The organism is Kribbella sp. NPDC055071, assembly GCF_053608045.1.
The window spans coordinates 163,458-185,109 of record NZ_JBSGUS010000010.1 but is presented as its reverse complement, the minus strand read 5'-3'; the positions used below and the strand labels follow the sequence as shown (position 1 = coordinate 185,109).

At 67.7% G+C, this 21,652-nt stretch carries 22 protein-coding genes; 12 read left to right on the top strand and 10 right to left on the bottom strand.

Features of this window, described 5'->3' with window-relative positions:
- Positions 1-106 precede the first annotated feature (106 nt).
- Together ACWF4Z_RS18740 and ACWF4Z_RS18735 are read left to right on the top strand one after the other, a co-directional pair.
- A complete protein-coding gene (locus tag ACWF4Z_RS18740) occupies positions 107-928 on the top strand; it encodes a MerR family transcriptional regulator (RefSeq protein WP_452244331.1) in 822 nt (273 codons plus the stop codon).
- A gap of 3 nt (positions 929-931) precedes the next feature.
- Entirely contained in the window at positions 932-1,285 is a 354-nt protein-coding gene (locus ACWF4Z_RS18735; RefSeq protein WP_452244330.1) for a VOC family protein, read from the top strand.
- Here ACWF4Z_RS18735 and ACWF4Z_RS18730 read toward each other — a convergent pair.
- A complete protein-coding gene (locus ACWF4Z_RS18730) occupies positions 1,282-1,587 on the bottom strand; it encodes an ArsR/SmtB family transcription factor (RefSeq protein ID WP_452244329.1) in 306 nt (101 codons plus the stop codon). The two genes, ACWF4Z_RS18735 and ACWF4Z_RS18730, sit on opposite strands and share 4 nt — an antisense overlap.
- Before the next feature lie 18 nt (positions 1,588-1,605).
- A complete protein-coding gene (locus tag ACWF4Z_RS18725; RefSeq protein ID WP_452244328.1) occupies positions 1,606-2,970 on the bottom strand; it encodes a DHA2 family efflux MFS transporter permease subunit in 1,365 nt (454 codons plus the stop codon).
- A gap of 82 nt (positions 2,971-3,052) precedes the next feature.
- On the opposite strand from ACWF4Z_RS18725, the gene ACWF4Z_RS18720 reads away from it, so the two are divergent.
- Entirely contained in the window at positions 3,053-3,700 is a 648-nt protein-coding gene (locus ACWF4Z_RS18720; RefSeq protein ID WP_452244327.1) for a TetR/AcrR family transcriptional regulator, read from the top strand.
- Positions 3,701-3,737: 37 nt separating this feature from the next.
- Here the strand turns inward: ACWF4Z_RS18720 and ACWF4Z_RS18715 are convergent, their stop codons facing one another.
- Complete coding sequence (locus ACWF4Z_RS18715; protein WP_452244326.1) at positions 3,738-4,889, bottom strand: N-acetylglucosamine-6-phosphate deacetylase; 1,152 nt, start codon at positions 4,887-4,889, stop codon at positions 3,738-3,740.
- A gap of 24 nt (positions 4,890-4,913) precedes the next feature.
- Positions 4,914-5,660, bottom strand: a complete 747-nt coding sequence (locus ACWF4Z_RS18710; RefSeq protein ID WP_452244325.1) for a 6-phosphogluconolactonase — start codon at positions 5,658-5,660, stop codon at positions 4,914-4,916.
- A gap of 158 nt (positions 5,661-5,818) precedes the next feature.
- On the opposite strand from ACWF4Z_RS18710, the gene ACWF4Z_RS18705 reads away from it, so the two are divergent.
- Both ACWF4Z_RS18705 and ACWF4Z_RS18700 read left to right on the top strand, forming a co-directional pair.
- Positions 5,819-6,508: a DedA family protein gene (locus tag ACWF4Z_RS18705; RefSeq protein ID WP_452244324.1), complete on the top strand. Its 690-nt coding sequence runs from the start codon at positions 5,819-5,821 to the stop codon at positions 6,506-6,508.
- A 43-nt stretch (positions 6,509-6,551) separates the two neighbouring features.
- Entirely contained in the window at positions 6,552-7,178 is a 627-nt protein-coding gene (locus tag ACWF4Z_RS18700; protein ID WP_452244323.1) for an NADPH-dependent FMN reductase, read from the top strand.
- Here ACWF4Z_RS18700 and ACWF4Z_RS18695 read toward each other — a convergent pair.
- From ACWF4Z_RS18695 to ACWF4Z_RS18685, 3 genes are all read right to left on the bottom strand, one after another.
- On the bottom strand, positions 7,175-9,652 hold the full coding sequence (locus ACWF4Z_RS18695) for an FtsX-like permease family protein (protein ID WP_452244322.1): 2,478 nt from the start codon (positions 9,650-9,652) through the stop codon (positions 7,175-7,177). The two genes, ACWF4Z_RS18700 and ACWF4Z_RS18695, sit on opposite strands and share 4 nt — an antisense overlap.
- A complete protein-coding gene (locus ACWF4Z_RS18690) occupies positions 9,649-10,443 on the bottom strand; it encodes an ABC transporter ATP-binding protein (protein WP_452244321.1) in 795 nt (264 codons plus the stop codon). Before ACWF4Z_RS18690 ends, ACWF4Z_RS18695 begins: the two co-directional genes overlap by 4 nt.
- 91 nt (positions 10,444-10,534) lie before the next feature.
- The gene (locus tag ACWF4Z_RS18685; protein ID WP_452244320.1) at positions 10,535-11,131 is read right to left on the bottom strand and encodes a TetR/AcrR family transcriptional regulator; all 597 of its coding nucleotides are present in this window, start codon (positions 11,129-11,131) and stop codon (positions 10,535-10,537) included.
- 104 nt (positions 11,132-11,235) lie between these two features.
- On the opposite strand from ACWF4Z_RS18685, the gene ACWF4Z_RS18680 reads away from it, so the two are divergent.
- The 5 genes from ACWF4Z_RS18680 to ACWF4Z_RS18660 all read left to right on the top strand — a co-directional run bounded on the left by ACWF4Z_RS18680 (position 11,236) and on the right by ACWF4Z_RS18660 (position 16,226).
- A complete protein-coding gene (locus ACWF4Z_RS18680) occupies positions 11,236-12,279 on the top strand; it encodes a hypothetical protein (protein ID WP_452244319.1) in 1,044 nt (347 codons plus the stop codon).
- Positions 12,280-12,478: 199 nt separating this feature from the next.
- Entirely contained in the window at positions 12,479-13,867 is a 1,389-nt protein-coding gene (locus ACWF4Z_RS18675) for an extracellular solute-binding protein (RefSeq protein ID WP_452244318.1), read from the top strand.
- Positions 13,868-13,894: 27 nt separating this feature from the next.
- Positions 13,895-14,836: a carbohydrate ABC transporter permease gene (locus ACWF4Z_RS18670; RefSeq protein ID WP_452244317.1), complete on the top strand. Its 942-nt coding sequence runs from the start codon at positions 13,895-13,897 to the stop codon at positions 14,834-14,836.
- Positions 14,833-15,660, top strand: coding sequence for a carbohydrate ABC transporter permease (locus ACWF4Z_RS18665; protein ID WP_452244316.1), 828 nt, complete (start codon positions 14,833-14,835; stop codon positions 15,658-15,660). The genes ACWF4Z_RS18670 and ACWF4Z_RS18665 overlap by 4 nt, the downstream gene beginning before the upstream one ends.
- Before the next feature lie 335 nt (positions 15,661-15,995).
- The gene (locus ACWF4Z_RS18660) at positions 15,996-16,226 is read left to right on the top strand and encodes a hypothetical protein (RefSeq protein WP_452244315.1); all 231 of its coding nucleotides are present in this window, start codon (positions 15,996-15,998) and stop codon (positions 16,224-16,226) included.
- Here the strand turns inward: ACWF4Z_RS18660 and ACWF4Z_RS18655 are convergent.
- From ACWF4Z_RS18655 to ACWF4Z_RS18645, 3 genes are all read right to left on the bottom strand, one after another.
- On the bottom strand, positions 16,223-17,821 hold the full coding sequence (locus ACWF4Z_RS18655) for a DUF222 domain-containing protein (protein WP_452244314.1): 1,599 nt from the start codon (positions 17,819-17,821) through the stop codon (positions 16,223-16,225). The genes ACWF4Z_RS18660 and ACWF4Z_RS18655 overlap by 4 nt on opposite strands.
- A gap of 192 nt (positions 17,822-18,013) precedes the next feature.
- Positions 18,014-18,898 carry a hypothetical protein gene (locus ACWF4Z_RS18650; protein WP_452244313.1) on the bottom strand — a complete coding sequence of 295 codons (885 nt, stop codon included), beginning with the start codon at positions 18,896-18,898 and terminating at the stop codon, positions 18,014-18,016.
- Positions 18,899-18,907: 9 nt separating this feature from the next.
- Positions 18,908-20,113 carry an MFS transporter gene (locus ACWF4Z_RS18645; protein WP_452244312.1) on the bottom strand — a complete coding sequence of 402 codons (1,206 nt, stop codon included), beginning with the start codon at positions 20,111-20,113 and terminating at the stop codon, positions 18,908-18,910.
- 240 nt (positions 20,114-20,353) lie between these two features.
- On the opposite strand from ACWF4Z_RS18645, the gene ACWF4Z_RS18640 reads away from it, so the two are divergent.
- Positions 20,354-20,779, top strand: a complete 426-nt coding sequence (locus ACWF4Z_RS18640; RefSeq protein WP_452244311.1) for a CBS domain-containing protein — start codon at positions 20,354-20,356, stop codon at positions 20,777-20,779.
- A gap of 40 nt (positions 20,780-20,819) precedes the next feature.
- Positions 20,820-21,647 carry a DUF4190 domain-containing protein gene (locus ACWF4Z_RS18635; RefSeq protein ID WP_452244310.1) on the top strand — a complete coding sequence of 276 codons (828 nt, stop codon included), beginning with the start codon at positions 20,820-20,822 and terminating at the stop codon, positions 21,645-21,647.
- Positions 21,648-21,652 lie beyond the last annotated feature (5 nt).

The window sequence follows — 21,652 nt, the reverse complement described above, 5'->3', positions numbered from 1 at the left end:
CCGCGGTGGGTGCGCGTACGCGTGCACTCGTCGCGGGCCGACGATTGTGATGGCCTGGGTGTCGGGGGTTTGACTCTCCGGTTACCGGAGGGTGGATGGTTGTCCCATGACGGCGACGGTGACGGTGGGGGAGTTTTCGCGGCTGACTCATTTGAGTGTGAAGACGCTGCATCACTACCACGAGATCGGCTTGTTGGCGCCGGTCTCGGTGGACCCCGCCTCGGGGTATCGGCGGTACGGGACCGGGCAGGTGGAGACGGCTCTGCTGATCCGGCGGCTGCGGGAGTTGCGGATGCCGCTGCCGGACGTCCGGGCCGTGGTGTCGGCGTCCGACGGAGCCGCCCGTGAAGAGACGTTGCGGGTGCACCTGGATCGGATGGAGCGAGAGCTCACGCACACCCGCGAAGTGGTCGCGTCGCTGCGGGAGATGCTCACGTTGGAGCCGGTGGGACTCTCGGTGGACTACCGGTTCATTCCGGCGTTCCGCGCGTACGGGATCACCGATCGGGTCAGCCGCGACGACATCGGCCCGTGGTGCGACGACGTCTTCGGCCGGCTCGGCGCGGTGGCGGGCGCTGCGGGGATCGTCGGGACCTCCGGAGCGACGTACGGCGACGAGTTCTTCACTGAGGACATTGGTGAGGTCGTCGCGTTCATCCCGGTCACGCCGGATCAGCCGCCGGCCGAGGGGGTCGAGCTGGTCGACCTACCCGGTGGGTTCTTCGCGATCGCCGTCCACTCGGGTGCGTTCACCGACTACGACCGGACCTATGGCGCCCTCGGCTCACACGTCGCCGAGCACTGTGAGGTCGCGCCCGGCCCGATCCGCGAGTTGTACGTCGTCGGTCCCGGCGACACCCCAGACCCCGCCGACTACCGAACCGAAGTCTGTTGGCCCATCGCAAGAATCCCTGCCCTGAAAGGTTGAGTCATGTCCATCACCCTCGAGAACGTCGTTTTCGACTGCACCAACGCCACGACGCTGGCGGCCTTCTGGGCCGAAGCCCTCGGCCAAGAGATCGATGCTGACGGCAACGAATTCTTCACCTCGGTGAACCGCTCCGGCGACGGACCCGCGCTGTTCTTCATCCAGGTCCCGGAGCCCCGCACCGGCAAGAACCGCCTGCACGTCGACCTCGCCTCCGCCGACTGGTCCGCCGAGCTCGACCGCCTGATCGGCCTCGGCGCCAAGCGCCTCGACGAGCACGACGAGTACGGCACCCACTGGATCACTCTCGCCGACCCCGAGGACAACGTCTTCGACCTGGCCGAGATCCGGGCTTAATCCATCGTGTCGAGGTGAGCCTCGAGGGCGTCGAGGCGGTGGTGCCACAGGTCGCGGTACGGCTCCAGCCAGGCGTCGATCTCGGCGAGCGGCGCCGGCCGGAGCCGGTACCAGCGGCGTTGGGCGTCCTGGCGCACCTCGACCAGGCCCGCGTCGCGGAGCACCTTGAGGTGTTTTGAGACGGCGGGCTGGCTCAGCTCGAGGTGGTCGACGAGCTCGCCGACCGGGCGTTCGCCACCGCGGAGCAGATCCAGGATCTCCCGCCGCCGCGGCTCCGCCAGCACCTCGAACGCATTTGCCATATCAGGAATATACGACGATCACGACGGTTGTCGCCGGGCTGGGAGAGCCAGCGCAGCGCCGGCGGCAACCGCGGTGCCCGCGATGGTGGTCCAGAAGGCCGCCGGGAACGACCCGCGCTGCAGAACCACAGCCAGTACGGCGGTACCGAGCGAGCCGCCAACTTGTTGCAGCATCCGGGTCCCCATGCTTGCGGCGGCGTAGTCCGACTTCGGCAGGGTCGCGTACGTCGCCGTGATCGACGGGACCAGGGCCATCGTCAGCCCGATGCCTCGGATCACGAGAGCTCCGGCCAGGAGTGCGACCGGAGTACTGCCGTCGGCGAGGGCGAACGGGAGTGTGCCGACGACCGCACCGGCGAGGCCGAGGAGCATGATCGTGCGGGCGGCGCCCGTACGGTCGAGGATCCGGCCGACGAAGAGCGTCCCGGCGATGGCGCCGACGCCTTGTGGTGCGAGCAGTAGTCCGGCTTCGAGCGGGCCGGCACCGCGCAGACGCTGGTAGTACAGCGGCAACAGGAACATCGCGCCGAACAGCGATCCGCCGAAGCTGAACACCAGCGCCGCACAAGCGCTGAAGGACCGATCGCGGAACAGTCGGAGGTCGAAGATCGGAGTCGCGGTCCGCAGCGCGTGAACGCCGTACCCGAGGAGTAGGACGATGCCGGCAGCCAGTCCGACCAGCGCCGGTGCCGCGAGCCGTCCGGATTCGCCGTACGACGTGAGTCCGTAGATGAGGATCGCAAGTCCGGGGGAGAGGAGCAGGAGTCCGCGGACGTCGAGGGACAGGCGGGTGCTCGACGGCTCGCCGGTGACGAGGCGACGGGACAGGATGATCGCCGCGGCGATGATCGGTACGTTGACGAGGAAGGCCCAGCGCCAGTTCAGGGCGCCGATGATCAGGCCACCGAGCACGGGTCCCGCGACGGGAGCCAGTTGGGTCGGCACGATGACGAAGCTCATCAACCGGCCCAGCTGCTGGTGATCGACCTGCTCGGTGAACGCGATCCGGATCAGCGGGAGCAGCATGCCGCCGCCGAGACCCTGGAGCACGCGGAACACGATCAACGCGCCGGCGGACCAGGCGAACGCGCAGAGCACCGACCCCGCCCCGAACCCGATCAAGCAGACGAACCACATCCGTCGTACGCCGTAGCGCGCGACGGCCCAGCTGGTCAGCGGAAGCACGGCGGTCAAGGCCAGCAGGTACGCCGTCGTGACCCACTGGATCGTGGCCAGCGGCGAACCGAACTCGTGGCTCAGCCGGTTGATCGCGACGCTGACGATCGTCGTGTCGAGCAGGGTGGCGGCCGAGCCGAGGGACAGCACCAGCGCCAGGCGGATCAGGCGTGGATCCAGGCGGGTGGCGGTCTGGGTGGTGGTCATGCCGGCTCCAAATTAGACTTGACGGTTCAGTCTTGTTTGACGCTAGATGAGACTGGACGGTCTAGTCAAGTAAGGTGGTTTCATGAGCACGGTTGCTGGTGAAGCGGTAGGGCCGGGGCGGCCGCCGGTGCGGCGAAGGTCGCCGGCGAAGCGGTCGGCGATTCTTGCGGCGGCGACGGCGATGTTTCTCGAGCACGGGTACGAGCGGACCAGCGTCGATGCGATCGCTGCCTCGGCCGGGGTCGGGAAGCAGACTGTGTACGGTCACTTCGGGGACAAGGAGAAGTTGTTCCTGGCGGTGATCGAGGAGACCCAGCGGACGTTGGCCGCCGAGCTCGATCGTCCGCTGCAGGACACCGGCGATCCGCTGGCCGATCTGACCGCCGCCGTCGAGTGGCTCCTCGAGGGCGTGCTCTCGCCGCCGTTGGCCGCGCTGCATCGGCTGACGATCGCGGAGCTGCCACACCACCCTGAGCTGCAACGGATGTGGCGCGACGAGACCGAGAAACCAAGTCGCGACGATCTGGTCATCGACTATCTCCGTGCCTGCGACGAGAAGGGCATCCTGCGCGTCCCCGACCCGGGGTTGGCCACGCGGCAACTGAACTACCTGTCCATCACCGAGGCCCGAGTCGCAACCCTGCAAGGCACGCTCCCGCTGACGAAGGACGTCCGGCACCGCATCGCCCACGAGGCAGCTGATCTGATCGTCCGAGCCCACCGCCCCTGAGCCCCGCGGCCGACTTGATCGTCCGCGCACACCGGACTTAGGTCTGGTAGATCCAGCGGCCTTCGCGCAGGGTGGCGTGCACTGTCAGGTCGGGATTGAGGATGGTCAGGTCTGCGTCGTAGCCGGGTTCGAGGCGACCCTTGCGGTCTTCGAGGTCGAGGACCTTCGCGGGGCGCGTGCTGGTGGCAGCGATTGCCTCGGGCAACGGCCAGCCCAGGTCGCGATGGAGGTGGGCGAGCATGCCGTCGAGCGGGGTGACGCTGCCACCGAACGCGTCCGCGCCGACCACCATGCCGACACCTTCGGCGACCTCGCACTCCACGACCCCGAGCCGGTAGCGGTACCCGGCCGGCATTCCAGCGCCCGCGGTCGCGTCGGAGACGGCGACGAGCCGGTCCGGGAGACACCGGCGGGCGATCTCGATCAGGGTCGCCGGCAGATGGTGGCCATCGGCAATGATCTCGGCGGTGAGATGGTCCGAGGCCAGAGATTCTTCCAGCAGACCAGGGATTCGCCACGGCCCTCGTCGTACGAGCGTGGACTGGCAGCTCCAGAGGTGGGTCAGGTGACTCAGACCGTTCCCCACGGCGGTGGCGAGTTCGTCGGCGCTGGCCGAGCTGTGGCCGGCGGATACGACGATGTCTGCGGCGGTGAGTCGACGGACAAAGTCGGGTACGCCGGGGAGCTCGGGGGCGAGCGTCACCATCGTGACGAGTCCTGGGCGGGCGAGGAGGCGATCGGCCTCGTCGTCGGCGGGTGGCCGAAGGGCGGACGGGGCGTGGGCACCGCACTGGTCAACGGCGAGGTACGGGCCTTCCAAGTGCACGCCGAAGAGCTTCGCGCCGGTCGATGGTGTGTCTTTAGAGATCGCGAGCGCGTCCAGCCGTCGTTCGAGGTCGGCCGGTGCGGCTGAGACCAGCGATGCCTGCATGGTCGTGACACCGTGTCTGGCGTGGAAGTTGAGGACTTCCTGGTGTGCGGCCGGGTCCGGGTCGTCGAAGGACTGGCCGCCGCCACCATGCACATGCAGGTCGATCAGACCGGGCAGTAAGACGCAACCCGCGAGGTCGACCACATCTGCCGACGCCGGTACGTCGCCGGCCGGCACGATCGCGTCGATCCGTCCGTCCCGCACGACAAGCGCCATCCCGTCCACCACCCGCCGGTCGTCGCCCAGCGTCGCACCCACCAGAACACAGTCGGGGGGCGGCATTTAGGAGCGGGGGTCGGAGTCGGGGTCGAGGAAGAGGGTGACCTGGGGATGGGTGCGGAGGGCGGTGCCGGGGAAGTCTGGACCGATCGGTTGGGTCAGGGTGTCCAGGACGGCCTGGCGCTTGGCGGATCCTGGCACCGAGCCGATCAGCTCGTGGGCATTGAGCAGTCGCGGGATGGTGACGGTGACGGCGTGCGTCGGGACCTCGCTCATCGCGGGGAAGTTCCCCTCGTCGACCTGCTGGCGGCGGCTGGTGTCGTCGAGCGCCACGACCTTCGCCGAGCGCTTGTCGTCGAAATCGGCCGGCGGGTCGTTGAACGCGAGGTGCCCGTTGACGCCGAGCCCCAGCAGGACCAGGTCGAACGGCTCGGCGCCCATCAGGAGCTCGTAGTCGTGAGCGCTCGCCTCGGGATCGTCGCCAGGCACCAGCGGGTGGAACGTTGCCTGCGGCACCTTTTCCAGGAACGTGCGGTGCAGCCAGTTCGCGAACCCTTGTGATGCGTCCGCCGCGAGACCGACGTACTCGTCCAGGTGAAAGCACTCGACCCGACTCCAGTCGATCCCGGCCGCACCGGCAAGCGCGATCAGCGTCTCGGTCTGACTCGGCGCAGCCGCCAACATGATCCGCGCCCGCCCGCTCACCTCGATCGCCCGCCGAACCCGGCCAGCGGCCAACCCCGCGGCCGCCCGCCCAACCCCAACGCGGTCGGGCTGCCTACTGATCCGCGGCGCATGATCGGATGCCATACAGCTCACCCTCGCATACACCTGTGCCGGAGCCAGCAGCGAGACGCGGACCGGAGCTGAATGCGGGTTTTCCCCCGGTCGGTACGGTGGGTGGCCCGAGCTGGAGACGGTGGTTGGCCCCAGTGTGGGTGCTGGATTGCGGGCCTAGCGTCGTTGTCATGTCCACGACGAGTCAGGTGATGATGACCACTTTGCAGGCGACGCAGGAGCCGTCCGGGGTGGCCGGGTGGGCGATCGAGCTGATGGAGCGCCTGGGTGCGCCGGGCGCGGGACTCGCGGTCGCGCTGGAGAATCTCTTTCCACCGCTGCCCAGTGAGGTGATCCTGCCGCTGGCCGGATTCGCGGCCAGCCGGGGTGATCTGGGATTGGTCAGCGCGATCCTCTTCACCACGCTCGGATCGATCGTCGGGGCATTGGCTCTGTACGGCGTGGGTGCGGCCCTGGGTCGTGATCGGACCAGGGCGGTCGCCGGGAAGCTGCCCCTGGTGAAGGTCCGCGACATCGACAAGGCGGAGCAGTGGTTCGCTCGGCACGGTCCGAAGGCGGTGCTGATCGGGCGGTTGGTGCCCGTCGTCCGGAGTCTGATCTCGGTACCGGCCGGGGTGGAGCGGATGTCGGTGCTGTTGTTCCTGCCGCTGACCGCGGTCGGGAGCCTGGTGTGGAACTCGGTGCTGATCGTCGCCGGCTATCAACTCGGCGAACGGTGGCACGTGGTGGAGTCGTCGGTCGGGATCTTTCAGAAGCTCGTGATCGCGGGTGCGGTGCTGGCGGTGGTGTGGTTCGTGGTGGCCAAGCTTCGCGCACGGCGTTCAGATTCTGAGAAAGTCAAGTCGCGCGATCGACTTTGACTACTCTCGAAGCATCACTTGCCGAGTTCAGGAGTTGGGTCAGATGGCGTCAGTCGCGTTCGAACCGCAGGTCGGGCCCCAGGACTCGAGCGAGCCGCCGGTCTGGCCGCAGTCCGTCGTGACCGTGGTCGGCAACCCGCGAGCGGGCTCCCGGACCGCCGCGGCGGCCGCGTCGGTGGCGGAGTTGCTCGCCTCCGAGCTCGGGACGCCGTACCGGATCGACGAGCTGGTCGACCTGGTCACGTTCGCCCCGGCGATCTTCCAGGGTGACCGGGCCGTGGACGAGGAGCGGGCCGCGCTGGAGAGTGCGGTGGATCTGGTGTCGTCGGCTTCGGTGATCGTGGTCGGGACGCCGGTCTACAAGGGCAGCTACACCGGTCTGCTGAAGAGCTTCTTCGACATCCTGCGACCACAGGCGCTGGCCGGCACAGTGGTGGTTCCCGTGACCGTCTCAGCGGCACCGAGCCACAAGCTCCTTGCCGACCAGCACCTTCGTCCGGTGCTGGCCGAGCTCGGTGCAAGCGTCCCGGTTCCCGGGGTCATCCTGGAGGAGCGCGATCTTGAGGACCTGCAGGTCGTGTTGTCAGGGTGGATCCGCGACAACGCCGGCATCATCCAGGCCACCACGATCGCCCTCCAACCAGTAGCCGAACCCACCCCGGCCCGTTAGTCCGCGTGGCTGGGCTGGGTGGGGGAGTGGCGCAGGGTGGTGGTGGCGGGGATGAGGGTTGAGGCGAAGGTGAGGACGGCGGCGGCTCCGATGATGACGAGGTAGATCCAGAGCGGACCGACGGGGATCGCACTCGTCGAAACCGTTGCGGAGAAGGGGATCAGACAGGCCAGGGCCACCAGGGTGCCCAGGGTGATGCCGGACAGCGTGATCAGCGTGCTCTCCGTCCACAACATCCGCAGGACCTGACCTCGGGTAGAGCCGGTGAGGCGCTGGAGAGCGAACTCGCGGCGCCGACGCAGTGTCGTCGAGACCAGAGTGTTGATGACCGAGACCGCGGTGTAGGCGATCAGCATGCCGACGAGCATGTAGTTGACCCACGCCTGGGTCTTCTGGTCGTCCGCGTTGGCGGCCACGAGCGAGTCGCGGTCGGCGACCTGCACGCCAGGGTGCGCGGCGGCGAGCTTGGCAAGCCCAGGCTGTACGTCGGCTCCCGGTGCGGACCGGATCAGGATCTGCTTGGTCAGCTTGTCCGTGGTGTGCGCGGCGACCAGTGCGGCGGGCAGGATGATCGTCTCGTACCCGCGTTCGGTCGCGAACGTCGCAACGACCCGCAGCTTCACCGGTGTGCCGTCGCCCAGCGTCATGTCGATGGTCGAGCCCACCGGACGATCGATCTTGCCGGCCACATACTCCGGCAGGGCCACGGTCGAGCCCGACAGACCGGCCAGTGATCCGCTCGTCAGCCGGACCGGCGCCGTACCGTTCGCGTCCTGGGCGTCCACCCCGACCAGCGGGGCGCCGTCCTCGTCGAAGGGTGCGTTCCGTGGCTCGTCGATCGTCCCGATGCTGTTCACGTACGACGAAGCACTCGCCACCCCCGGCACCGCGCGTACCTGCTCGAGCACCGCGTTGGACAGACCGGCATCGGAGACCAGTACGGCGTCCGCCCGCAGGTCCCGCGTGAATGCCTCGGAGGCAGCGTGCACCTGCGTGGTCTGCATGTACAGGTTGGCCGTCGAGATGCCGACGGCCAGCATCACCGGCATGACCGCGGTCGACATCGCCACCGAGCGAGCTGTCACATTGCGGATCGCGAGCCGGCCGTTCACGCGGGTCAGCGCCTGCACGGGCCAGCGCCACACGGCGAGGACCACTTTGGTCCAGAACGGCCCGAGCAGGGCGACCCCGATCGTCCAGCACAGGATCGACGGGCCGGCAGTGGCTCCGGCGAGCGGGCCGGTCATCACCGTGGCGGTGACGATCAACAGGGCGAGCCCACCACCGAGGAAGGCCAGACCGAAGAAGAGCCGCACCCAACCGAACCACTTCCGCTGCAGCGACGCCTCCGTCAACGCCTCGACCGGTCGGATCTTCGCGGACTTGCGGGCCGCGATCAGGGCGGCACCGATGGCCGCGAGGACGGCGGCACCCGCGCCCGCCGCGAACGGGATCAGGCCTTGGGAGAACTCGACGACCGGCGACGCGACCCCGTGGGAACCGAGCTGGTCGAACAGGAAGCGGCCGAGGAAGATCCCGGGCACAGCCCCGACCAGTACGGCCGGGATCGCCACCAGCATCGCTTCGCCGAGGATCATCCGCCGGACCTGCCCGGGCGTCGTACCGATCCCGCGCAGCAGGGCGAACTCGCGTTCGCGGTGCTGAGCGGACAGCGCCAGCGTGGACGCCACCACGAACATCATCGTCATCGTCGCGATCCCGCCGAACGAGCCGGCGATCGCGATCAGCGCGGTCCGGTGCGACGCCACATCCGGGTGCTCGGCCTCGCCTCGTTCGATCCCGGCCTTGACCGCGACCCCGGCGCCGAGTGCCTCGATCCGATCCTTCACGTCGTCGATCTTGGTGCCGGGAGCAACCAGTACGCCGATGTCCGCGAACCGCGTACTCCCGGTGAGGCGAGCCGCGTCCCGGTCGGCGAAGAAGACGTGACCGGCCGGTCCGACCGACGATCCGCTGACGGTGAAGGTCTGCGGTGTTCCGTCGATCAGGAAGGTGACGCGCGATCCGACCTTCGCGCCCGCCATCACTACCTGGCCGGCCCGTGGGGCATGACCGACCGACAGTGTGTACGGCGCCAGCACGGCCGCTGACCAGTTGTGGCCTTCGGCAACCGCCAGTCCGTGTGTGCCGACGATCGAGGCCGGGAAGGTCACATCGCCGATCGCCGTCGAAACGCCTTCGACCGAACGGATCTTGGCCACGAGGTCGGCCGGGACGCCGACGCGCTCGGGCAGCGGGGTCGCGTCCTCGGCGCCGGGGCGCAGATGCGATTGGTTGCCCGCGACAACGAGCGAGGCCCCGGCGAGACGAGTCGGCTCGACGTTGGAGCGGATGCCGGTCTCCATCAGACCGCCGCAGGCCATCACAATCGCCGTACCGAAGACCACCGCGACGAAGGTGGCGATGAACCCACCCTTGCGGAAGCGCAGGGTGCGAACAGCCAGGCGCATCATCGGGCCACCACCGCAAGCCGCGAACGCGCGCCGAGGTGGGTCATCCGGTCGGCGACCTCTTCGGCCGTCGGCGCGGCGAGGTGGCCGGCCAGTACGCCGTCCGCGAGGAAGACGACCTGGTCCGCGTACGACGCCGCGACCGGGTCGTGGGTGACCATGACAACCGTCTGGCCTTGCGTGCGGACCGGCGCGCGGAGCAGTTCGAGGACATCCGCGGCGGTCTGGGTGTCGAGCGCGCCGGTGGGCTCGTCGGCGAAGATCACGGCCGGCCGGGCGACCAGCGCGCGAGCGATCGCCACGCGCTGCTGCTGACCGCCGGAGAGCTCACCCGGACGGCTCTTGTACTTGTCGCCCAGCCCAACGCGATCGAGGACCTGGCGAACCGCGGTGCGGTTGACCCGTCGGCCGTCGAGCTCCTGGGGCAGGCAGACGTTCTGCCAGACGGTCAGTGCGGGCAGCAGGTTGAAGGACTGGAACACGAACCCGATCCGCTCGCGGCGCAGCTCGGTGAGCTTGCGCTCGCCGAGGCCGGCCAGGGCCTGCCCGTCGATGAAGACGCTGCCGGACGTCGGCCGGTCGAGGCCCGCCGCGCAGTGCAGGAACGTGCTCTTGCCCGACCCGGACGGACCCATCACCGCGGTGAAGGTGCCGGGGGCGAAGTTGATCGAGATCCCGTTGAGGGCGGTGACGGCGTTGGAGCCACGGCCGTAGACCCGGCGTACGTCGTGCAGGACGACCGAGTACCTGTCCGGGTCCACTGCGGCATCGACGGTCTGCGTCTTCTTTCTCATGCCCACGACGCTACGGAGCGCCGAGCCGCCTCCCCAGGGTGCTGGACCGCCGCGCAGGGTGGACGAAACACCACCACGACCGGGCTCGAGTTCAGGCGCGCAGCAGGGCCCTGAGGCCGGCGGTGTAGCTCTCGGCGGTGACGTCGCCCAGGAGGAGACGCTGCAGGACGAAGCCGGGCAGGAAGCCGAACATGACCTCGGCGACGTCGCGGGGGTCGACGTCCGGGTCGACCGTGCCGTCGGCCTGGGCGCGGCGGGCGACCGCCTCGAAGTTGTCCCGGAGCAGGGTGTACTTGCCCTTCGCGACCGCCATGATCGCGGGGTTGCGCAGCGCCTCGGCCCAGGCCTGGATGGCAACCCGGGTGACGTCACCGCCGGGCCGCTCGGCGACCGCGATCACATGGTCCAGCGCCAGCTCCAGCGCCATCAGCGGAGTCACCACCTGCTCGGTGGTGAGGATCTTCTGGAACAGCTCGTCGACCGAGGCCAGCGCGTCCTCGGCGATCGCCGCGACCAGCTCCTCCTTGCTCTTGAAGTAGCCGTAGACAGCCCCCGCGGACAGGCCGGACTCCCGGATCACGTCGGCCATCGTCGTCTTGTGGAACCCCTCCTCGATCACGCACCGGCGAGCGGCCGTGACGATCTGCTCGCGGCGGGCCAGGCGATGTTCCTCGGTGACTTTGGGCATGTCCGGAACATAAAACGAATGTCCGTTCTTGACAAGTCGAGAGCGGTACGCAAGGCTCGATCAATAAAGAACGGTCATTCGGTTTTCACGAAGGGGTCCCCATCATGTCCGCTGACGTCGGGCACGCACCCGAACACGCCGCTGCCCACTCCGCCGAGCCTGCGGCGACCGACTCCGGTCGTCGGCCGCCGCTGGTCGCCGTGATCCTTCTGCTCACCGCATTGCTCACCGTCCTGCTGATCGCGTTCGCCTGGCCGGCCGCGCGGTCCGCGCCGCGGGATCTGCCGCTGGTCGTGGCCGGTCCGCCGGCCGCTGTCGAGCAGGTCAAGACCGGTCTGGATCAGGCGATGCCGGGTGGTTTCGAGATCACCGCCGTCTCCGACCGGGCGGCCGCCGTACAGAAGATCGAGGATCGGGACGCGTACGGCGCAATCGTGCTTGACCCGGCGAAGCCTGAGGTGCTGACCGCATCCGCGGGCAGTCCGATGGTCGCGCAGTTGCTGACCCAGTTGTCGACGCGGTTGTCGCCGGAGAATCCGCCGAAGGTGACCGACGTCGTACCGCTGCCGTCGGACGATCCGCGCGGGACGGGCTTGGCTGCTGGCGCGCTTCCGCTCGTGCTCGGCGGGATCATCGCGGCTGCCGCGCTGACCACGTTGGTGCGGTCCGGTGCGAAGCGGGTGATCGGTGCCATTACGTTCGCGATCACGGGTGGGCTGGCGCTGGGCGCCGTACTGCAGTTCTGGCTGGGTTCTTTCGAAGGCAGCTATCTCGGGAACTCCGGGGTGATCGCGATGTCGATCTCGGCCATCAGTCTGACGCTGCTCGGTCTGGAGTGGCTGTTCGGCCGAGTGGGTCTCGCGCTGGGCTCCGCAGTGATGATGTTGCTCGGTAATCCGCTGTCGGGTCTGACGAGTGCGCCGGAGATGCTGCCGACCGGTTGGGGTGCGCTGGGGCAGTTGCTGCCGCCGGGGGCCGCGGGTACGGCGCTACGGTCGGTGAGCTTTTTCGACGGTGCTGGGTCCGGGCGGCCGTTCGTCGTACTGAGTTGCTGGCTGCTCTTCGGTCTAGTCCTTTGTGGTCTCGGTGCGATGCGATCGCAACGCGACGTCCATCCTCGGCACGAGGCCCAAGCCGTTACGGTCTAGTCGGGTCGCTTCCCGGCCATGTCATGACAACGCGGTGATCGGATTGTTACCTGCCGGTCACCGCGTGACTCGGTAGTTGCCCGGACAACGTTGTCTGTCAAGCATTGACTTGACCGCCCACAGGCTCCTACGGTCGCGGAAAAGCCCGCTGGGGTTGGGCCGTGGTACCGGGATGACAACGATTGCCAAGGTGGACCTGATGGTGACAAGGAAACGTTTCAAGGCAGCCGCTGTGGTGAGCGCGCTGCTGCTGGCGGTCACGGCCTGCAGCCAGGGCTCGACGACCAAGACGCCGGAGGCGGGCGGCTCGCAGAGCTCCGGTCCCGCGCACATCAAGATCGCCTACCAGCAATGGGGTCCGGGCGTCGTGATGAAGAACTTCCTGACCGGCGTCAAGAGCGAGTACGAGGCCGCCCACCCCGGCTCGCAGGTGGAGATCGTCCCGGTCGTTGCCAGTGAGAACGACTACTACACCAAGATCCAGCTGATGATGCGCTCGCCCAACACGGCGCCGGACATCGTCTACGAGGACACCTTCCTGATCAACTCCGACATCACCGCGGGGTACCTGAAGCCGTTGGACGACTACATCGGCAAGTGGGACCAGTGGAGTCAGTTCGAGGACACCGCCAAGGGCGCGGCGAAGGGTGCCGACGGCAAGACCTACGGCATCCCGGACGGCACCGACACGCGAGCCCTCTGGTACAACAAGCAGATCTTCAAGCAGGCAGGGCTTCCGGAGGACTGGCAGCCGAAGACGTGGGACGACGTACTGAGCGCCGCACGCACCATCAAGCAGAAGGTGCCCGGTGTCATCCCGTTCAACATGTACTCGGGCAAGCCGATGGGTGAGGCCTCGGCCATGCAGGGCTTCGAGATGCTGCTCTACGGCACCAAGGACACCCTCTACAACTACGACCAGCAGAAGTGGGTCGTCGGCAGCCAGGGCTTCAAGGACTCGCTGAACTTCGTCAAGACCGTCTTCGGTGAGGGCCTCGCGCCGGCCCCGAAGGACGCGCTCAACCCGAACATGGGCAGCAAGGTCGGCACCGAGCTGTTGCCACAGAGCAAGCTGGCGATCGACCTCGACGGTTCCTGGATCTACGGCAACTGGCTGAAGTCCGGTGCCAAGCCGTGGCCGCAGTGGAGCACGGTGCTCGGCCAGACCGCGATGCCGACCCAGGACGGCAGCGGCAAGGGCAAGGTCAGCCTCTCCGGTGGCTGGACCTGGGCGATCCCGGCGAAGTCGAAGAACGCCGACGCGGCCTGGGACTTCATCAAGACCCTGCAGACGCAGAAGAACGCGGCCAAGTACGCCACCGACGGCGCGCAGATCGCCGTACGCAAGGACGTCGCGTCGGATGCGTCGTACAAGTCCTCCTCGGCGAGCACGCAGTTCTTCACCGACCTGGTCTCGGTGACCGTGTACCGGCCGGCGCTGCCGGAGTACCCGAAGGTCTCCAACGAGATCATCACCGCGATGGAGTCGGTGATGACCGGACAGTCGGACCCGGACAAGGCGGCGAAGAATTACGACCAAGCGGTCGAAGGCATTGTCGGTAAGGACAAGACGACTCAGGGCCAGTAGTCCCGGCCTGGTGAAGGACGTTCCCCTGTGACGACGACAGTCGCTCCCACCTCGGCCAAGCCCGCTCGGTCCGGCAAGTCCTCCGGACCGAGCGGGAAGCCGAAGGCCGCGAAGCTCCTCCGGATGTTGCCGCTGACGCCTGCGATCGGGCTCATGCTGGTCTTCCTGGCCGGCCCGATCCTGTACTGCGTGTACGCCGCGTTCACGAACATGGCGCTCACCGGCACCGGTGCGGCGAACGTGAAGTTCATTGGCCTGGACAACTTCCGCAAAGCCTTCAGCAGTGGGGCTTTCACGAACTCGATCTGGCTGACGCTGGTCTTCACGTTCCTGTCCGCGATCGTCGGGCAGAACACGCTCGGCCTCGGGCTCTCGCTGCTGATGCGCAAGTCCACGAAGGTGGTACGCAACTTCGTGGGTACGGCGGTCATCGGTGCGTGGGTGCTGCCGGAAGTGGTTGCGGCGTACCTGCTGAGCGCGTTCTTCAACGACGACGGCACGCTGAACGTGATCCTGAACTGGGTCGGCCTGCCCGGCCAGGACTGGTTGTACGCGGCACCGATCATCGCGGTGTCACTGGCCAACATCTGGCGCGGTACGGCGTTCTCGATGCTGGTCTACTCCGCGGCCCTGAGCGAAGTGCCGAAGGAGATCGAGGAGTCGGCCGAGATGGACGGCGCGGCCGGCTTCCGGCGGCTGTGGTTCGTCACGCTGCCGATGATCAGCCGCGCGATCATGACCAACCTGATGCTGATCACGCTGCAGACGCTGAGCGTCTTCGGCCTGATCTACGCGATGACCCGAGGCGGCCCGGGGACCAAGAGCCAGACGTTGCCGCTGTACATGTACGAGCAGGCGTTCAGCTTCTCCCAGATCGGCTACGGTACGGCGATCGCCCTCGTGATGCTCGCGATCGGCGCGGTCTTCTCGCTGATCTACTTGCGTGGACTCAACACGGAGGCCGCATGATCGCCCGGGACCGGCTGAACAAGGTCGTGTCGAACCTGGTGTTGCTTGCCCTCGGCATCTTGTTCGTGCTGCCGCTGCTGTGGGTGCTCTTCGCCTCGATCAACCGGACGGCCGGCCTGCGGGTCGAGTTCCCGACGCATCCGACGCTGGGGAACTTCAAGGCGGTGCTGAACACCGACACCACGTACCGGCCGGTCCTGAACGGGATCGTGCTGTGCGGCGGGTCGGCCTTGCTGACCATGGTGTGTGCGGTGCTGGCGGCGTACCCGCTGTCCCGGTTCAAGTCGAAGTTCAACCGGCCGTTCTTGCTGACTGTGCTGTTCTGCACGGGGTTGCCGATCACTGCGGTGATGGTGCCGGTCTACGGGTTGTTCGTGCAGTTGAATCTCATCGACACGATCGGTGGGACAATCATGTTCATGGCGACGTCGTCGTTGCCGTTCGCGATCTGGCTGACGAAGACGTTCATGGACGGGGTGCCGCTGTCGCTCGAGGAAGCTGCGTGGGTGGACGGCGCCGGGAACATGCAGGCGCTGCGGCGGATCGTGCTGCCGCTGATGTGGCCGGGGATCGCGGTGGTGCTGATCTTCACCTTCATCGGCATGTGGGGGAACTTCTTCGTCCCGTTCATGCTGCTGCTCTCACCCGAACGCCTACCGGCCTCGGTCAGCATCTTCACCTTCTTCGGCCAGTACGGCGAACCGAACTACGGGCAGCTGGCCGCATACTCCCTCATCTACACCATGCCGGTCCTCCTCCTCTACCTCCTCCTCAGCAAGAAACTAGGCGGCGCCTTCGCCCTGGGCGGAGCCATCAAAGGCTGACACCTCCACACCGCCCAGAGCCGGCATCCTCGTTGCCACCTTCGGCGGGGTGCGTGAGGTGGACGCACGCCGAGGGCGGCTCGCGTCGTGTGCCTGCTCGTGCAGGCGACAGAAGCGGTGACGTTTGCACGCGGGGTTGGGAACCGGAAGCGGTTTGAGCCGCTCGGGTGGCTGTGTCTGCGGTGTGTGTGGTGGAGACGCACCGGCAGGCGTGGTGTGCGTCGTACGACTGCTCGGGGCGGACGGCGGCCGGTGAGGCGGGAAACGTTGCGTGCGGGCTGGAAGCCTGAGGTGCATTAGTGGGTGTTGAGAGAAGACGCCGCTTTGCTGGGAGTGTGCTGTTGGCTGGCCTCGGCGGGCCGGCGTGCGTCGTACCGTTCGGCTGGCTCGAGGTGTTTGGCGTCCGGAGCGTCGGGTGGGAACGCGCCGACGTGGTCCGGGCGTACACCTGCGGGGCGCTGACCGGCCTGGAGGTCAGCTACGTGGAGCCGCCGGTGTGCCGCACGTACGAGTGCCCGTTGGCTGCCGGGCGAACGGCGGTCAACGGGTCTCGTGGTGGTGGCTAGGTTGCGTGGATGCGGGGTTGGGGTGGAGGGGCGTGCGGGGCTGCTGTTTGGGGTAAGGCTGGTTCTGTTGGTGAGTTGGGCCAGATGGCGAAGCGGGCGGCTTCTTGGAGCATGGGTTCGTCGGCTTTCCAGCGGCTGGGGCGTTGGGTGGGCGTGTTTGTGGAGCCCGGGGCGTCGGTGGGCGTGTTTGTGGGGCCCGCCTGGTCGGAGCGGGGTGTGTGGTGGGGGTTGAGTGGTTTGAGCAGACTTGCTAGCGGTGGGGGCGGTTGGGGTGGTGGGTCCGCCCAGGTGGGTCGGGTGACGTGGACGGCTCCGTCGGTGATGGTGATGGTCCAGTGGCCTTGGTGGAGGGCCGTGTGGTGCCGACGGCAGAGGAGGGCGAGGTTGTGGAGGGCGGTGTCGCCTCCGTCGATCCACGACTGCAGGTGATGGGCGTCGCACTGGACGGGTGGCGCTCCGCAGACGACGCAGCCTCTGTCGCGGGCGTTCAGGGCGCGGCGCATTGCCCGGGTGACGAGGCGTTGAGTGCGGCCGACGTCCAAGGGTTCGGAGTTGGTGCCGAGCACTAGCGGGATGATTCTTGCGTCGCAGGCAAGCCGTCTGATCGCGGCCGCGGACAGGGCATCGCCGTACACGAGGTCGCCGGTGGCGTTCGCGGCAGCGGCTTTCAGGTCCTCGAAGTCGATGGTGACGGCGATGGTTGCCTTGGCGCCGTACCCAGGAACATTGCCACCCACGCCGGCCCTGTCGCCGTCGGCGTGCCTGTCGGCGTGCCCGGCGGGGTTGGACTCGGTCGCTGCGGTGGACGTGCCCGCGGGTGCGGGGGCCTGGTCTGGTGCAGGGGCCTGGTCTGGTGCGGGTGCCTGGTTTGCTGTGGGTGTCGCGGCGTCGATGGCTGCGGCAGCGATGGCGAGGGTGTCGGAGAGGGCGTCCGCTTGGCGCTTTTCGCGGGACCTCGGGTCGAGCTCGCCGTCTGCGGTCTTGTGGGGGCGGGCGCCGGTGTGGATGCAGGATTGGAGGAGTTCGGCGTTGTCGTTGGCGAGGTAGCCGCTGAATTTGATGCCGTTCTCGGCGGGTTTGAGGGTGAGGGATTCGCGGGCGTAGGCGGTGTTTTCGTCGGGTTCGGGGCCGTCGGTGTCGAGGAGGTTGCAGATGTCTTTGGCGGTTTTGGCCAGGTCGGTGGGGGCGAGGCGGGCGGCGAGTTTGACGAGTTGTTCTTCGGCGATGTCGAGGTCTTCGACGGGGACTCGGTCGGCGACGCGGTCGAGGGCGTTGGTGATGGCGGCGGCCTGGGCGGGGCGGATGGGCTGGTCGGGGTCGGTGAGTGCTTCGGCGACGATGTCGTGTTTGGCCAGTGCGCGGGCGAGTTTGACGGTGCTGTGGGCTTCGCGGCGGTCGAGGCGGTGCCGTGTGGCGAGGAGTTCGGCGGTGTTGGCGGCGCCGAGTTCTTTGGCCAGGCCGCGGTCGTCGATGGCGGCGGTGATGTGGAGGTCGTAGGTGAGTAGCCGGGTGATGGCGGCCGCGATCTGGTCGCTGGTGGACAGCAGTTCGCTGTCGCTCAGCGACCAGATCGGCCGTTCACCTAGCTGTTCCATACCGGCAACGATAGACCCGGCCACGGACACTTTCCAAACCCGTTTCGCCTTGTTTTCAAGGGAATTGACTGTCCACAGGCTTAACGAACCTTGTCCACAGGTTGCCAAGTTTTCCACACAGTTGCTAGCGGCAACTAGCTGGCGAGGGGGGTACGCCGCAGGCAGCTATCCGCAAGGCACTTCGTGGAGCGGTTAGACCTTGAGTGCTTCCAGGCGGTCGCGGAGGGGTTGGAGGGATGACGTTTCGATGGCCTCGGGGAGGTCATCCAGGAGTTGCCAGTAGGCGAGTTTTTGGGTGGGCGGCCAGGGCTGGTGGAAGGTGGCGGACCAGGCTCGGGCTGAGTGGACGAGGATGGTGAACTCGTCGGTGTCGTCGGTCAACACCTCGAGGAGGGCCTGGTGGACCGCGGTGGGGTTGTGGTTCTGCCAGGTGTCTGGGAGGGCGGCGGTTTTGCGTTCCAGGGCGAAGGTGACCAGGGCGACCACTGCGGGGTCTATCGCGGGGTCTGGGTCTTCGTCGGTTGTGATCAGGTCCAGGGCCAGGGTGATGCGGAGGATGAAGCCGAGCAGCGGGGTGAGGCGCTGGTGGTCCATCGTGGTTTCGATCTGCTCCAGCTGGGCGCGGAGCTGTTTGACGGCCCGGGCTGCGGTGCGGCGATCGGCGCGGGAACGGCGTACCGGGATCCCGTTCTTGAGGACCTTGTCCAGGTCGTCGGCGGGGATGCCCAGCAGGTCCGCGAGTTCGTCGAAGGGCAGGCCGTCGGCGGCAGGGGTGGGCTTCGGCGAAGTTGCCTCGATCTCCTCGATTGCCAGGTCGAGCAGGTCGTCCAGGCCGCGGACGACGTCCGACAGCGCGTCGTCGGCACCCTTCCAGCGGTAGGCCGCGAGTGCGGTCGTACGGCGGAAGTCGTCCGCGACGACCGTCTCCAGCTCCTCGGGCCAGCTGTCGAACTCGACGGTCGGTGGTTCCTCGACCGACGGGACGTCGATCACGTCCGGAACCAGCGGCTTGGCGCCGGTCTGCGTACCGACGGCTTCTTCCTTCTTCTGTCCCTGCCCAGGCACGATGAAACTCACACATCCACCTTACGTGCGGCGTAGGTGCCAGACGGACGGGACGATCAGGGTCGCGAGGGTGATGGCGACGTACAGCGCAGCGCCGTACAACTCGACCGCGTTGATCCCGGCGGCGGCCGCGACGGCTCCGACCGACAGTTGGCCGATCGGTACGGCGACGATCGAGCCGAGCATGTCGTACGACGAGACCCGGGACAGCTTGTCGAGCGGGATGTGCTGGCCGAGCGCGGTCTCCCAGCCGATCCCGAAGATCTCGTAGCTGATGCCGACCAGGAACGACATTGCGGCGACCATCACCGTGTTCGGCGCGAGGGCCAGGACGACCATGATCGGGGCGCCGAGCAGGATGCCGAACATCCCGATCCGCAACGGGTACTGCGGTTTGACCCGAATCATCAGGATGCCGCCGGCGATGAGCCCGACGCCGAAACAAGCACTCGCGATCCCCCAGCCGGTGCGGCCGAAGGTGTCGTCGGCGATGACCGGGCCGAGCGTGCGGTAGCAGGCCGTGAAGATCACGTTCAGCACGCAGAAGCCGAGCACGACCACCCAGACCCACTGCCGGGAGACGAACTCGGTCCATCCCACCCGCAGGTCGGTCAGGACGGAGCTCGCCGAGCGTTCGATCCTCGGCAGCCTCAACCGGGCGAGCAGGAACGCGCCGACCAGGAACGTGAGCGCGTCGACCGCCAGCCCGATCCCTGGTCCGGTGAAACCGACGATCACGCCGGCGACCGCGCCGCCGCCGATCATCGCGACCGACCGGGCGAAACCGGAGACCGCGTTCGCCTGGGGAAGTTCGGCGCGGTCGACGATCGACGGCAGAATTCCGGTCAGCGCGGGCATCACGAACGCGGCCGCGACGCCGTTCACCGCTTCGATCACAGCCAGCTGCACGGTCGTCGCGTGACCGGACAGGACCAGCCCGGCGGCGAGGGCCTGAGTGAGTCCACTGACGATGTTGGCGACGACCAGCACCAGATGCCGGGGGAGGCGGTCCGAGATCACTCCGCCGACGAGCAGGAAGACGATATTCGGAATGCTCCGCGCCGCCAGCACGATGCCGACGGCGCCGGCCGTGTCGGACACGTCCAGTACGGCGAACACCAGCGCGATGGGCGCGATCGCCGATCCGAGCAGCGACACGAAGCGGGCCGACACGAAGATCCGTACGTCCCGATGCCGCAGTACGGCCAGATCCTCCCGCCAGCTCACCCGCAACCTCCTCGTCGGAAACCCCGGTGATCCTACGGGCGCGCGGGTCGGCCCGCCCGGGCTTTTCCGGAGAGCAGATCTCGTCGGGCCCCGGCTGTGGTGCCTTTTCGCGGGTGCTCGGTGCCGTGGGCAACGGTTGCTGACTGTCTTTCGTTGTCACGCGCGGTGATGGACGAGGGCTGCCCTAAGCGGCGGGTTTTCGCTACCTTGGGGTATTGGTCCTCGACTGCAGGAGGCTCCGTGAAGATCAACGACGTACTGCGCGGCAAGGGCAACCAGGTCGTCACCATCTCTCCAGAAGCCACTGTCACCGAACTGCTCGCACTGCTGGCCGAACACAACATCGGTGCGGTCGTGGTCAGCCAGGACGGGTCGGCGGTGGATGGCATCGTCTCCGAGCGCGACGTCGTCCGGTTGTGGAACCGTACGCCGGATGCCGCCGACGTCCGCGTCCGCGCGATCATGACCGCCGAGGTGCGGACCGCGACGCCGGACGACCTGATCGACAACCTGATGCGGCTGATGACCGAGCACCGGATCCGGCACGTGCCGGTCGTGGTCGACGGCGCTCTGGCCGGCCTGGTCAGCATCGGCGACGTGGTCAAGTCCCGCATCGGCGAACTCGAGTTCGAACGCGAACAACTCTCCAACTACATCACCAGCTGAATTCCGGACACGACCGCTCTCCAGGGTCTACAGTCCGTCCATGGATCAGACACCACCCACGGACGGCGGCACCGGCACGCCACCGCCCGTGATCCCGGCCCCGCCGGGGCAACCGCCGTACCCGGGCCAGCCGTACCAGGGTCAGCCGGGGCAAGGCCAGCCGGGATCAGGCCAGCCGGGATCAGGCCAGCCGGGATCAGGCCAGCCGTACCAGGGTCCGCCGGGGCAACCGCCGTACGGTGGGATGCCGCCGATGCAGGGCATGCCGCCGGTGCAGGGGATGCCGTCCAGGCCGGGTCCGTGGCAGCCGCGGCAGACCAGCGCGCCGGCGATCCTGTCGTTCGTGCTCAGCATCCTCGGCACCACGGTGATCAGCCTCGTCCTGGGGATCGTGGCGCTCAACCGGATCCCGTCCCGGAACCAGAAGGGTAAGGGCTTCGCGATCGCCGGGATCGTGATCTCCTGCTTGTGGCTGGTCCTGATCGGACTGGTGGTCGCGTTGGGCGGCGATGGCTCGCCGGACCGCAACGCCGCCGGCCAGGTGACGGCGACGCAGACCACCCGGCCGAGCCAGTTGCGGGTGGGGGACTGCGTCAGCGAGATCAAAGAAGGCGACGTCCGGGACATCAAGGTGCAGCCGTGCGATCAGCCGAACGGCGGCAGGGTGTTCGCCGTGTTCGAGCTGCCGGCCGGGGAATGGCCGGGGCTCACGGCCGTGCAGACGGCCGCGGAGAAGGGCTGCACCGACCGGTGGAAGGCCTCGAAGCAGCAGGCCGACGAGCCGTCGAGCATCATCTATGTGCACCCGACCGAGAGCGGCTGGAGCCTCGGCGACCGCGGCACGACCTGCCTGCTCACCCCGAACTGATGGCT